Source organism: Geobacillus sp. GHH01 (assembly GCF_000336445.1).
Classification (GTDB): Bacteria; Bacillota; Bacilli; order Bacillales; family Anoxybacillaceae; genus Geobacillus; species Geobacillus zalihae.
In genome coordinates this window covers 1,486,617-1,499,686 of sequence record NC_020210.1, presented here as the reverse complement: position 1 = coordinate 1,499,686, position 13,070 = coordinate 1,486,617, and the positions used below count along the sequence as shown (strand labels likewise).

General features: G+C 49.9%; 13 protein-coding genes and 1 pseudogene. 2 read left to right on the top strand and 12 right to left on the bottom strand.

The window, feature by feature from the left end:
* The 9 genes from GHH_RS07365 to GHH_RS07325 form a co-directional block, all read right to left on the bottom strand.
* The gene (locus GHH_RS07365; RefSeq protein ID WP_013523592.1) at nucleotides 1-861 is read right to left on the bottom strand and encodes a branched-chain amino acid ABC transporter permease; all 861 of its coding nucleotides are present in this window, start codon (nucleotides 859-861) and stop codon (nucleotides 1-3) included.
* Nucleotides 862-1,016: 155 nt separating this feature from the next.
* The gene (locus tag GHH_RS07360; RefSeq protein WP_015374667.1) at nucleotides 1,017-2,246 is read right to left on the bottom strand and encodes an ABC transporter substrate-binding protein; all 1,230 of its coding nucleotides are present in this window, start codon (nucleotides 2,244-2,246) and stop codon (nucleotides 1,017-1,019) included.
* Nucleotides 2,247-2,476: 230 nt separating this feature from the next.
* Nucleotides 2,477-3,331 carry an extradiol ring-cleavage dioxygenase gene (locus tag GHH_RS07355; protein WP_013145539.1) on the bottom strand — a complete coding sequence of 285 codons (855 nt, stop codon included), beginning with the start codon at nucleotides 3,329-3,331 and terminating at the stop codon, nucleotides 2,477-2,479.
* A gap of 18 nt (nucleotides 3,332-3,349) precedes the next feature.
* The gene (locus tag GHH_RS07350; protein WP_223810902.1) at nucleotides 3,350-3,553 is read right to left on the bottom strand and encodes a 4-oxalocrotonate tautomerase; all 204 of its coding nucleotides are present in this window, start codon (nucleotides 3,551-3,553) and stop codon (nucleotides 3,350-3,352) included.
* Nucleotides 3,554-3,560: 7 nt separating this feature from the next.
* Entirely contained in the window at nucleotides 3,561-4,346 is a 786-nt protein-coding gene (locus tag GHH_RS07345; RefSeq protein ID WP_015374665.1) for a 2-keto-4-pentenoate hydratase, read from the bottom strand.
* Between the two features lies 1 nt (nucleotide 4,347).
* On the bottom strand, nucleotides 4,348-5,373 hold the full coding sequence (dmpG, locus tag GHH_RS07340) for a 4-hydroxy-2-oxovalerate aldolase (protein WP_015374664.1): 1,026 nt from the start codon (nucleotides 5,371-5,373) through the stop codon (nucleotides 4,348-4,350).
* A complete protein-coding gene (locus tag GHH_RS07335; RefSeq protein WP_013523587.1) occupies nucleotides 5,370-6,269 on the bottom strand; it encodes an acetaldehyde dehydrogenase (acetylating) in 900 nt (299 codons plus the stop codon). Before GHH_RS07335 ends, dmpG begins: the two co-directional genes overlap by 4 nt.
* A 17-nt stretch (nucleotides 6,270-6,286) precedes the next feature.
* The gene (locus GHH_RS07330; RefSeq protein WP_033004686.1) at nucleotides 6,287-7,072 is read right to left on the bottom strand and encodes a 2-keto-4-pentenoate hydratase; all 786 of its coding nucleotides are present in this window, start codon (nucleotides 7,070-7,072) and stop codon (nucleotides 6,287-6,289) included.
* 21 nt (nucleotides 7,073-7,093) lie between these two features.
* On the bottom strand, nucleotides 7,094-8,569 hold the full coding sequence (locus GHH_RS07325; RefSeq protein WP_015374663.1) for a 2-hydroxymuconic semialdehyde dehydrogenase: 1,476 nt from the start codon (nucleotides 8,567-8,569) through the stop codon (nucleotides 7,094-7,096).
* Nucleotides 8,570-8,798: 229 nt separating this feature from the next.
* On the opposite strand from GHH_RS07325, the gene GHH_RS07320 reads away from it, so the two are divergent.
* Together GHH_RS07320 and GHH_RS07315 are read left to right on the top strand one after the other, a co-directional pair.
* Nucleotides 8,799-9,596 (top strand): IclR family transcriptional regulator, encoded by a 798-nt coding sequence (locus GHH_RS07320; RefSeq protein WP_013523584.1) that lies wholly within the window; start codon nucleotides 8,799-8,801, stop codon nucleotides 9,594-9,596.
* A gap of 167 nt (nucleotides 9,597-9,763) precedes the next feature.
* Nucleotides 9,764-10,702 carry an amidohydrolase family protein gene (locus tag GHH_RS07315; RefSeq protein WP_013523583.1) on the top strand — a complete coding sequence of 313 codons (939 nt, stop codon included), beginning with the start codon at nucleotides 9,764-9,766 and terminating at the stop codon, nucleotides 10,700-10,702.
* A 69-nt stretch (nucleotides 10,703-10,771) separates the two neighbouring features.
* Here the strand turns inward: GHH_RS07315 and GHH_RS07310 are convergent, their stop codons facing one another.
* The 3 genes and pseudogenes from GHH_RS07310 to GHH_RS07300 all read right to left on the bottom strand — a co-directional run bounded on the left by GHH_RS07310 (nucleotide 10,772) and on the right by GHH_RS07300 (nucleotide 13,053).
* A complete protein-coding gene (locus tag GHH_RS07310) occupies nucleotides 10,772-11,362 on the bottom strand; it encodes a hypothetical protein (RefSeq protein ID WP_013523582.1) in 591 nt (196 codons plus the stop codon).
* Between the two features lie 25 nt (nucleotides 11,363-11,387).
* A pseudogene (locus GHH_RS07305) lies at nucleotides 11,388-11,814 on the bottom strand (acyl-CoA thioesterase).
* A 15-nt stretch (nucleotides 11,815-11,829) separates the two neighbouring features.
* A complete protein-coding gene (locus tag GHH_RS07300) occupies nucleotides 11,830-13,053 on the bottom strand; it encodes an FAD-dependent oxidoreductase (RefSeq protein ID WP_015374662.1) in 1,224 nt (407 codons plus the stop codon).
* Between the last annotated feature and the right edge of the window lie 17 nt (nucleotides 13,054-13,070).

Here is a 13,070-nt window from a genome sequence, read left to right as displayed (position 1 = left end):
CTATGCCACCTCTCTTCCGAACAATCCTTGCGGACGGATGATGAGGACAATCATCATGATGAGAAACACCGTCAACATCGATAAAGACGGGAACCATACCTTTCCGAGCGTTTCAATCACTCCGATGGCAATCGCTCCAATAAACGAGCCCTTCCATGAGCCTAAACCGCCGATAACGACGACAATGAGAGACGTGACGAGAATCTCACTGTCCATTCCCGTATACATGCCGATCAACGGCCCGCCCAATACGCCGCTCAATCCTGCCAGCGCCGCCCCAAACGCAAATACCCCGGTAAAGACGAGCCCAACATTGATGCCAAGGGCGCTAACCATGGCACGGTCGTCCACACCTGCACGAATGATCGCCCCAATACGCGTTTTCGTTTCCAAGTACCATAGCAACAAAGCCAATAGGCAGCCAATAAAGACAACAAATAGCCGATAAACCGGAAACGCCGTGTCTCCAATGGATAATGATCCGCTCAACAAATCTGGTACAGGAAGCGTGTGCATCTCCGTTCCCCATATCCATTCAACAGCATCGGCAATGATGAAACTTAACCCAAAGGTCAGCAACACTTGTTCAAGCTCTTTGCCATATACATGCTTAATCAGCCATTTTTCCAGGAATAATCCGAATATAGCTGTCAGAAAGACAGCTAGAAATAAGGCAATCCAAAAATTTAGTTCTTCATTGATAAAAGTAAACGCAATATAAGCGCCAAGCATAAACAACGTTCCATGGGCAAGATTTACGACATTCATGACCCCAAGGATAATCGTCAAACCAGCAGCAATCATGAAATAGAGCATCCCATAGGCCACTCCTGTCAACAACTGTGCTGAAATGGCGGACACCCCTGATCCCACCTTTTTCTCTAAATTTTTAGCATCTTCATTCAGAAGTTGTACTTGACTGTTTCAAAATATGTCATACTTTGTTCAGAAAAAATTAAGTTCCATCACTAATTTTTTAGCAAGGAGGAGACGATCATCTCCTCCTTGTTGATGAATTAAAACGGCGAGGCCTCAGGCATCTTTACATTCTCTACCGTCTCAAGTATTTGAGGAACAATTGCACCGTCTTTTAAAACATTTTTTGAAATATAGAAATTTTGAATCGGGTTATGTGTTGCCGGATCGATCGTAATTTTGCCACGCGGACTATCGAGAGAAATGCCTTTCAAGATTTTAATCAAATCCTGAGAGTTTAAACTCCCAGCTTTATTTATTGCTTGATCAATCGCTGCTGCTGAGTCATATCCTTGGACAGCAAAAATATTTGGCAATTTCCCATATTTCTCTTTATAAGCTTCAACAAATTGTTTGTTTTGTTCATTATCCAAATACGGTGAATAGTTGATGCCGGCAATGATTCCTTCAGCCGCTTCACCAGTCGGCTGAGTCAAAAGCTCATCCCCAAACTCCAGGGGGCCTGTCAACGGAATCTTCCCTTTTAAACCAAATTCTTTATACTGGGTAATAAACCGAATACCGTCGCTTCCAGTAAAGAACGCGTAAATGAAATCCGGCTTTTCCGCTGATGCCTCTTGAAGATACGGAGCAAAGTCGTTCGTGTTCAATTTCGGATAAATTTCTTTCAAGACTTTTCCGCCCGCCGCTTCAAAGGCAGCCTTGAACGCCCGAAGCACTTCCTTTCCGGCTGGATAGTCCGGCGCAAGGATAACGGCTTTTTTGCCTACTTGTTCTGCTAAATATTTCGCGGTGCTGCTGCCGTTTTGCCAGTTCGAGAACGAGACACGATAGACGTAATCGCTCTTTTTGCTCCACGAAAGGTCATCACCAGCAGCGTTGGCATCGATTAGCACTTTTTTATCCTTTTCGACTTCATCACGCAATGCATACGCAACCGCTGAAGAAATCGGCCCTACCAGGATATCAACTTTTTCCCCATGAACGAGTTGCCGATATTTGCGCAAAGCCACCTGTGGGTTCGCTTCATCATCTTCTACCTTCATTTCGACTTTCTTCCCGCCAAGCATCCCGTTATGCTGCTCCAAATACAATTGGAATCCGTTTACAATCCCCTCGGACAGAGGCGCAAACGTACCGGTTTGGGAAAGAATAAAACCAATTTTGACCGATCCCCCCGAACCTCCTCCTTTATCATCCGAACCGGATCCGCTCGATGTGCTGCTTTGCGCGCATCCCGTTGTCATGAGCAGGGCGGCCATCGCCATCACCCCTGCTGCCCGTTTCCAAATCCCTTTCGTTTTCCTCATTCTTCTCGCCCCCTTTGTTATTAAAGCGTTTTCATTTTTTGTCAAATGAATAGATTGCAATCAAAAAATCGGAATCCCTCCCTAGCGCAGGCCACGTAATATATTGTAAATATTTAAAAGATTACAACTATTATATTAATGCAAAAGTTGTTGCATATGAAAGCGTTGTACTCCTCTATATGAAACAAAATGAGTTTGCTTTTTTAGTAGAAAACCTAATGAAGCTACGTTCACGAGTGCTGTGTAGTCTGTTGAGGAATGTACACCATCTTGTACTGAGCAGGAGCAGGTTCAAACGTCATCACGACATTCCCGCTGCCGGATGATTGACCATACCCATAATAACGGCTTTGATAGTTTTCTTGAATGACACCGAGCAAGGCAGCCAGGTGGCGCCCTCCGGATTCAACACCCGCTGCACGCGCGTACTGTGGAAGCATGTTCCAGGCGGCTTGCACATTATTGCTTTGTAAGTATTGCAAAAATTGCCGATCCAATGCCTGCTCGGCCAATGTCGGCAGCGCCTCGGGCCGACGGACGAGATTATGCGCCAGTGCACCACTACATACAAACATCGTCTTTTTTTTGCTTTCGCGCAGCACTTTGCCGATTACTTGCCCCCATGTGTACGTTTCTTCCAAGTTCGCCGCCCACGTCACCGATAGGCTGATGACGGCGATGTCCTCATTCGGCGCTAAATAGCGGAGCGGAACAACCGTCCCGTAATCCCAAATGTAGGTCGGGTCATTGACTTCAACGACCCGCAGCCCGGCTTCTTTCCCCGCCTTTACAAGTTGTTTGCCAAGCTCTTCATCCCCTGGATAATCATAAGGGACATCGGCAATCAAATCAGGACATTCTACGGCGGTCAATACCCCCTTATGTCTTGGTGTAGCATCGACAAAATGGTCGAAGCTTGACATCCAATGGCAAGAAATCAAAACAAGAGTATCCGGTTTGACTTGCTCGATGATTTTCGCCACTTCGTGCATCCCTTTGACGAGTTCATGTTGAAACTCAGGAGTTCGATCCTCAAAACACATTCTCGGCGTATGCGGCACAAGCATGGCTAATTCCAAACTCATCGTGATTTTTCCCCCTTTTCATTTTCGTTGTTTATCTGACATTGGGATGCCGGCGACACCCCAATGAGATTTCGGCACTTCTGATACGATCACCCGCACGTTTTCCTTTGGCGAGCCTAAAACAGTGCTGATTGTACCGGTTACTTCGCGAATCACTTCTTTAATCTTTTCTTCCGGCCTTCCTTCGAGCAGATGAATATGAACAATCGGCATGCGGCTCATCCTTTCATCAATCTGTCGATCGGAACGAAACCGTTCCTAATTGGTCAAACTGGGCAAACACAACATCCCCTGCCACAAAGCGGACAGCTTCCGTCATCGCTCCGGCTAAAATGATTTCCCCCGCTTTCAATCCTTTTCCTTTTCTGGACAACATGTTGGCTAGCATGGCAATCGCGTTGGCCGGATGCCCCAACACCGCCGCGCCAGCGCCGAACGCCTTCCCTTCACCGTTGATGGATAAACTCACTCCAAGCAAGTCGAGTTCAAGGGAGACGGGAGGAACGAGGCGGTTTCCGAATACGACCCTAGATGAGGAAGCGTTGTCGGCAATCACATCCGGCAAGGCAAACTCGAAGTTAGCATAGCGGCTATCGATAATTTCCAGCGCTGGGATGATATACTCCGTTGCCGCTAAAATGTCCGTCGCGTCAATATCCGGCCCTTGGACATCCTCTTTTAAAATGAAGGCGATTTCCGCTTCCACCTTCGGATGGATCAGTTCGTTCATGGCCACCGTCCCTCCGTTAGGGACGATCATATAATCAAACACATACCCGTAGATCGGCTCATTCACCCCCATTTGCGCCATTTTCGCAGCGCTCGTCAATCCCATTTTCGGGCCGATGATCCGATAGCCGTCTGCCTGTTTCATCGCCACGAGTTGTTCTTGTATAGCGTACGCTTCCTCGACCGTCATATTTGGATATTGGATTGTGAGACGAACCATTTCTCTCTTCTCATGCTCAGCGTTCAAAAGCTCCATAGCGAGTTTTTCGTAGTCAAGAGAAGTCACCTTACTCCCCCTCTCCTACAGCCGCTTTTTGACGCGCCATTTCCGCAGCGACGTCGACGATCATATCTTCCTGCCCGCCGACAACCTTCCGCCGGCCGAGTTCAATTAAAATATCGCGAGCATCGAGGCCAAACATTCGGGCGGCGCGCTGCGCGTGAAGAAGAAAGCTTGAATAGACGCCAGCATATCCGAGCGTCAAACTGTCACGCGTAATCTCTTGGGCTTTTGGCAAGATCGGCGCCACAAGCTGCTCAGCTAAATCCATCATTTTATACAAATCAATGCCGGTCGGAATGCCCATCCGATCCAACACCGCGACCAGCACTTCCGTCTGTGTGTTGCCGGCACCGGCCCCCAGGCAGCGGACACTGCCGTCAACGCGCGTCGCTCCTTCCTCAATCGCGGCCAATGTATTGGCCATCGCCAATGATAAATTGTTATGAGCGTGAAAACCGACTTCAATTTCAAGGCTTTCCCTTAATGCTCGAACGCGCTCTTTCACTTCATGCGGCAAGAGAGCACCGGCTGAATCGACGACATAGACGACGTCCGCCCCGTAGCTTTCCATAAGCCGCGCTTGATGAACAAGCATCTCGATAGGCGCCATATGCGCCATCATTAAAAACCCGACTGTTTCCATACCAAGCTCTTTTGCCGCGGCAATATGCTGGGCCGAAATATCCGCCTCCGTCACATGGGTCGCGATGCGCGCCATTTTCGCTCCTAGGCGGGCGGCCTGCTTCAATTCCTTGACCGTCCCGATGCCTGGAAGAAGGAGCACCGCAATTTTGGCCTGCCGGCAAACCGCCACAGCTGTTTCAATCAGCTCAAATTCATCGGTCCGCGACAAGCCATACTGCAGCGAAGATCCCCCCAAACCGTCTCCATGTGACACTTCAATATACGGAACGTTCGCTTCATCGAGCGCTTTGGCGATCGTGGCCACTTGTTTTGTTGTATATTGGTGGGCGATGGCATGGCTGCCGTCGCGCAATGCCACTTCTGTAATGGTAATGGCTCGCTTCATCGTTTCCCCTCCTCAGCCAACAACTTCGATAATCGATGCTTCGCCACTTCCTCCGCCACTTTCACCGCAGCGGCGGTCATAATATCCAAGTTTCCAGCGTACTTCGGCAAATAATCACCCGCTCCTTCCACTTCAACCATGACCGTCACCTTATTTCCTTCAATGATCGGACTCGTGCGCAGCCGATAGCCGGGAACGTACGAGCGGATCGTTTCTACCATTTCCTCGATCGAGTCGCAAATTTCCCGCGCCGCTGCTTTCTTCCCTTCGACAAGTGCGTATATTGTGTTTCTCATCAAAATGGGCGGTTCAGCCGGGTTGAGAATAATGATGGCTTTTCCGCGCTTCGCCCCACCGATTTTTTCGAGCCCTCGAGCAGTCGTTTCTGTAAATTCATCAATGTTCGCTCTTGTTCCCGGCCCTGCACTTTTGCTTGAAATCGTCGCAACAATTTCAGCGTAAGCGACCGGCTGCACGCGCCCAATGGCATGAACGATCGGAATCGTCGCCTGTCCACCGCATGTGATGAAGTTAATGTTGGTCTCTTCCAAATGTTCCGTTATATTGACAGGCGGCACAACAAACGGTCCAACGGCCGCCGGAGTCAAATCAAAGACGACCTTCCCAGCCTGCTTCAACAGTTTGGCATGACGGATGTGCGCTTTCGCCGACGTCGCGTCGAAGACGAAATCAGCCCATTCGGGATGCTCCAAAAACGCTTGGATGCCGCTGTCAATGACGTGATACCCTTTCTCTTTTGCTAGACGCAGCCCTTCCGATTGAGGATCGATCCCAATTACTGTTGTCAACTGCAACACATCCGAACGTTCAAGCTTCAACATCAAGTCAGTCCCGATGTTCCCAGAACCAAGAATTGCTACATTGATCTTCTCCACGGTTTTTCCTCCCTTGTTTATGGCGCAAACTCGACCCGTACTTCCCCCAAATGGGCAAAGCGAGCGAAAAACACGTCGCCGGGCTCGGCGCTCACCGCTGCCGACAAAGCTCCGGATAAGATCACTTCTCCCGCCTTCAACTCTTTTCCATATTCATAGAGCTTATTTGCCAGCCAAGCGACGCAAAACGCAGGATGCCCGAGCGCTGTGGCCCCAACACCGGTGTTGGCCAGCTTACCGTTTCGGTAGAGCGCCATGCCGATTTGCGCAATATCAACAGCATGGACAGACAACCGTTTTTCCCCCAAAACGTAAAGTCCCGATGAAGCGTTATCGGCGATTGTATCTTCAAGACGGATGTTCCAATCGGCAATGCGGCTGTCAACGATCTCCAGCGCCGGAACGATATAATCCGTCGCCAGCAGCACGTCAATGACAGTCACGCGCGGGCCAACTAAGTCACGTTTTAAGACAAACGCAATTTCTGCTTCCACCTTTGGCTGCAGCACCCGCTCCCACGAAACAACCCCGCCGTTTTCCACCGCCATATCATCAAGCAAATGGCCGTAATCCGGTTGGTCAACCCCAAGCAGCTGTTGCATCGCCTTAGAGGTCAATCCGATTTTCTTGCCGACAATCCGGCGCCCTTCCTTTACTTTTTGTTTGATCGTCCGCAATTGAATTTGATAGGCGTCATACACGGTCAGCGCCGAATCGAGTGTCGTCAAAGGAGAGAGAGGACGTCTCTCCCTCTCAGCAGCCAGCAGCAACTCGGCGCAATCGTCCCACTTCTTCACCGTCATCACCTCTTTCGTCCATCGCGGCTAAAGCTTAATGCAAATGTTCGTCAATTCTGTATAAAACTCAAAGCTATGCATGCCGCCTTCGCGCCCGATGCCGCTTTGTTTCATACCGCCAAACGGTGTGCGCAAATCACGTAAAAACCACGTATTGACCCAAACGATTCCGGCTTCAATGCGCGCCGCCACCCGGTGCGCCCGACGCAAATCGTTCGTCCAAATCGTCGCGCTCAATCCGTAGTGGGTGTCGTTCGCTTGGGCGATCACTTCCTCTTCTTCGTCAAACGGCATGACCGTCACGACCGGTCCGAACACTTCTTCGCGGACGATGCGGCAATTTCGGTTGACACCGACAATAATCGTCGGTTCAAGATAATATCCTTGATCCAAGCCGTCCGGCCGCTTTCCACCGGTTAAAATACGACCGCCTTCCTCCTTCGCCAGCTCGATGTAGCTCATCACCCGTTCGTAATGCTCTTCGCTGATGAGCGCGCCGACATTTGTTCTCGGATCAAACGGATCGCCGACAACGAGTTCTTTCGTTTTGGCCACAAAATTTTGCAAAAATTGTTCATAAAGCGGCCGCTCTACATAAATTCTTGACCCGCACAGACACACTTCCCCTTGGTTCATAAAACTCGATTTCAACGTCGTCTCGATCGCTTCGTCCAAATCCGCATCGGCGAAAATGATGTTCGGATTTTTCCCTCCCAACTCGTAAGACAGCTTTTTCAATGATTTCGCCGCCGCCGCCATAATGACTTTTCCAGTTGTTGTCTCTCCAGTGAACGTAATGGCGTCAACATCCGGGTGCTCAGTCAACGCCGCCCCTGCCGAATCCGGACCAAAGCCATGAACAACATTCACAACGCCATCCGGCACCCCGGCTTCTTTGCAAATTTCGGCCAATACAGTTGCGGTGAGCGGCGTCCATTCCGCCGGCTTGATGACGGCCGTGTTCCCGGCTGCCAAACACGGGGCGAGCTTCCACGTCAACAACAGCAACGGCAAATTCCACGGATTGATCAGTCCGACGACCCCGACCGGTCGGCGGATCGAATAGTTGATGGCCACCTCATCGGTCTGATACGCTTCCGTGCCGACCGATCGCAAGTAGTCGGCGAAAAAGTGGAAGTTATACGCTGCCCGCGGAATATCCAACGTGAGGGAGAGAGAGTATGGCTTCCCCGTATCGAGAGACTCGAGGCGAGCCAGTTCCTCTTTGCGCTCTAAAATGAGATCGCCGATACGGCGCAAAACTGCGATCCGCTCCCCAGTCGTCATTCTCTTCCACGGTCCGCTAAGCGCCCTTTTTGCAGCGGCCACCGCCAAATCAATCTCTTCTTTCCCCCCTTCACAGACGGTGCCGATCACTTCCCCCGTAGCGGGATTAATGTTTTGAAACATCTTGCCGCTTTGTGAAGGCAAAAACCGCCCGTTGATGAAATGTTGGCAATCAAATGCCTTTACTTTCTCGCTGGCTACCACTTCTGTTTTCATTCATCGTTTCCTCCTTCATCAAGTCTGCAGAAATCGAAAAATTAGAAATCTTTTATCCCCATCATAACAACCTATTGTCCCGTATACAACATTGATGTTCTTATATATGAAACTATCAAAAAATTTTTTTATTTTTTCTCCGTAAATATCTGAAAATACCTTCTTAATATGTTATGATATAAGAAATATTGTTCTTTTATATGAAACTATCAAAAAGGGGATAGACTCAATGAAGCACACTGCCGAAGACTATTTGCTTTCATCCGTCAAAAATGCTCTTCGCATTTTGCGCAGCTTCTCACTGGATGAACCGGAAAAAAAAGTGACGGAATTAGCCTCTTCCCTTGGATTGTCAAAAAGCACGGTCAGCCGTCTTCTTCACACATTGGCCAGCGAAGGGTTCGTGACAAAAGATCCGGAAACGCAAAAATATCGGCTGGGCTTGACCATTTTGCAATTGAACACGGTGTTGACATCTCATTTAGAAATCAACCGGGAAGCGCAACCGATACTGGAACAGCTAGTTGATGACTTGCAGGAAACGGCGCACCTTGCCATGCTTGACGACCAGAGCGTGATCTACATCCACCGAGTCGAAAGCCGTCAGCCTGTCCAAGCTCTTTCACACGTCGGCCGACGAAATCCGCTTCATTGCACAAGCTCAGGCAAAGTGTTGCTCGCCCACCAAAAAGAGGAGGACATTGAGGCTTACATCCAGCATGGATTGACCCAATTCACGTTGAACACGATGACGGATCCTCGCATATTGCGCGAGGCATTGCATGCCATTCGCCGGCAAGGCTATGCCATCAGCATCGAGGAACTCCGCGAAGGGGTCGCTTCCATCGCAGCGCCGATCCGCGACTACACTGGAAAAGTCGCCTACGCTCTCAGCGTGATCGGACCAGTTCACCGTTTTCATCCATACGATCCTACAGTCATCGCCAAAGTAAAACGCGCAGCAAGTGAGATTTCAGAAAAAATCGGCTACTGGCCGTCGTCCTCATCAACAAGACAGTCGATATAATGGTTCTAGAGAACCGGTGATTTAACAGAGAACCATCAAATACTTTCTCTATTTCTCTAATAACTGAAAAACAGTGCAGAAAAAGTCTTTGGTTTGTAATCATGAACCGATGATTTTCAAGAAATTATTGTTTTTCACCAGCCTTTTTCTAGAAAGGAGAAAAAGCTATGGGAAAATGTTTTGATATCCATACGCATTTCATTCCCCCCGAAGTGATGCGGTGGCTGAAAGAGGAACAAACCCATATCTCTGTTCATTGGGATGACAAGGAAAAGATGTTGACCATCAACCGTCAGTGGGGGTTTCGCCTAAAGGAGGAATTCATCGATCTTCATGCTTATCTCGAGGCGCAGCGGCGGGCGGGCGTTTCCCATTCGCTCCTCTCTCCCATTCCGCAGCTGTTTTTATATGACGCGGAAGCCGCCGTCACCAACGAACTGGCGCGCCTTTACAACGATGCGCTATGCCGATTGGCCGCAACCCATTCTGATCGCTTATCGGCCTTGGCGACCGTGCCGCTCAATGACCCAGAACAGGCAGCTTTAGAATTACGGCGAGCGATGAAAAACAGGTTAAAAGGGGCGATCATCGGACCATCTGTCGAACAGAAGCTTCTCACCGATGATTCGTTTATTCCATTTTGGGAAGAAGCCAATGCACTAGGCGCTATTCTGTTCATTCATCCGCTTCTTTGCGACGACCCACGCCTAAAAAGACGGCGAATGGCAAATTTGATTGGCGTCCCTTGGGAAACGACCATTTGCGCTACTGACTTGCTGCTTGGCGGCTGGCTCGATCGCTACCCGCACGTCCGCATTTTATTGGCCCATGGCGGCGGCTTTCTTCCTTATCAAATTGGACGGTTACAAAAAGGGTATGACGTATGGCAACCGGTGGCTTCTTTACTGCAAGCCCCACCAACCGACTATTTGCGCCGCTTTTGGTTTGACACCGTTGTTTGGGATTATCGCGTGCTGCAACTATTGATTGACCTCGTCGGCCAAGATCGGGTGCTTCCAGGCTCGGATTTTCCGTTCGACTTATCACAATGGCCGCCTGTACAGCCAAGCCTTGAATCCATCCAAGCTTTCTTAAGCTTGTCATAGTAAAAAAACAAAAGGGGGCAGATGTTCGTCTCGCCCCCTTTTGTGCTGCGGCTATGCGTCGCCTAAAGCCTAAAATAGATATAATTGTTCATCACCCATGCCTAACGGGCAATGCCCATATTCAAATACGCGCAGAAGCGCCCGAAACGGATTTGATCCCCATCCGTCAAGGTCGGCAACAGATTCCCAGGCGCAAGCCATTCCACCGATATACATGACCGAGCAGACAGCCGTCTTTACCACTGATGAGCCGTATTGATGGAAAGCACGATACGCCGCATCAAAACAATGATGAAATAAACGGGCTGGAACTTCGTCGACCAGCCTAGTCAAACATCCTTCTCTCCCTGCAACAGCCGTCGCTTGCTTCATGTGCTCCGGGATGGGAAACAAAGAGCGCCATAACGGGCTTTTCGCCAAGTTCATCTTTGCTAAAGAAGGGACAATCGTTCCTTCTTCTAGCCAATGGATATGATAATGATACTGCTTCAAATCAAAACTAGCCATCCATTCACGAATCGCTTCTTCTGCCTCTTTCCGATAATGTGGAGTGCCTGCATTAACAAACCAATCTATGTTTAACAGTCCAGAAAGGACAGAAATCACTTGCTCAGTCCGCGGGCCATATTTCTCTTTTTCCATCTGCCACAACGTAGTCATGATTCTCCTCCTAGTTGTTTTAGAACTATGTCTGAGACTCTACTGAACGAGAAGACAACTGTTCAACCAACACTTGTTTCACATTAGTAGGAATCGGAACAGCTTTTGGCCTCCCATCAGCAAATGATGCCTATGCTCTCATCTCATACCCAACAGCAACCACTGTTTCATGTTCATAAAACTCGTGGACAATTTGAAATACCTTCTCCCGCACTTCCGTAATCGATGAACCAATACGGACTTCTTCACCAAACACTAACGGGAAGCGAAACTGGCATTTGGCCTCCAAAATCGGCAATCCTATCTTCTGTTCAAATAGTTATTGTTGTTGGATAGCCAAGTTCAGCAAAAAAATGATGCGTCGCTTCGTCCATCCATTTATAAAAATTCGGGTAAAAAACAATGCCAGCCGCATCCGTATCTCCCCAATGGACTCGGAAAGAATACTCCATCGCAATTCCTCCTCGTCAATATTTCGTTGACAGCTGCGGCGGCCCCGATTTTGGCCCGTACGGCCCTTCATCAAGCCATTTGCCAAGACGCGGCAAAATCGGCGCCAATGAAGCCGCTACTTCCCGCTTCATATTGATCGCTGGATCCGTTCCTTGAATGTGCTCTAACGCCATCCCCGCACAATCGCGGTTGTATCGCGCCGCGATCAGGCGCTCATTCGCAGCGGCCGCAATGGCTGCTTTTGCTTCTTCACGCGTGTCGGCCTGAAGCGCCGTCTGAATCGCCTTGGCCGCCATAATCGCATCCGGCACGCCGGAGTTCATGCCGCGGGCCCCGAACGGAGCAAACAGGTGGGCCGCTTCGCCAGCCAACAGCACACGGTGATGGCGGTCAGTGAGCGACTTCGCAACCACCTGGAAAAAGCGGTACGTCGACACCCACGTAATACGGTCCGCGTATTTTTCCGGCATCACTTTCGGCAGCCATTGCTTCACGCCGTCCACACTGCCGAACTGCTCCGGATCATCGCCGTCAAGCAATTGCAAATCAATGCGCCACCCGCCGGCAAACGGCACAAAGAGGACGTTGCGCCCGTCCACAGCCGGATGCTGATAATGAAACACCCGCTCAAGCGGCAACGGATCGGCTTCATCTTCTTTCACATCCACGACGACAAAGTAGTCTTTCGTCCGCGGCCCTTCCATTTCGATGCCGACCGACTGGCGGACAGTCGAACGAGCCCCGTCAGCCGCAATGAGATAATCGCACGACCATTGTTCGCCAGATGCCGTGATGACAGTGGCTCCTTCCTCATCGGTTTTGACATCGGCAACCGGCGTCTCCCAGACGAATTCGACCCCTGCCTTCAGGCAGGCTTGATACAAAAACTTCTCCGCCTCGACTTGCGGCAAGCTTGTAAACGGTGGAAGCGCATTCGGATCAGGAGCCGGATACCGCTTCATATACACCTCCTTGCCGCGGAACAAGGTGCGCTTGATCGGCCATACGACGCCGTGTTTGGCAAAGGCCCTGCCCAACCCAGGGAAAATATCCTCTAAATGTTGCAACGTCGCCTTATGGAAGTAGATTGCCCGACTCCCCGGACGGAGGCGGTCTTTCGGCTCCGCTTCCAATACGGTCGCAGGAAGCCCAAAATGACAGAGCGCCAATGCGGCGGTTAATCCGATCGGTCCGGCTCCGACAACGAGGACAGGGCGTTTATTTGTTTTTTCTGTCATGCAAATATCTCCTTTCG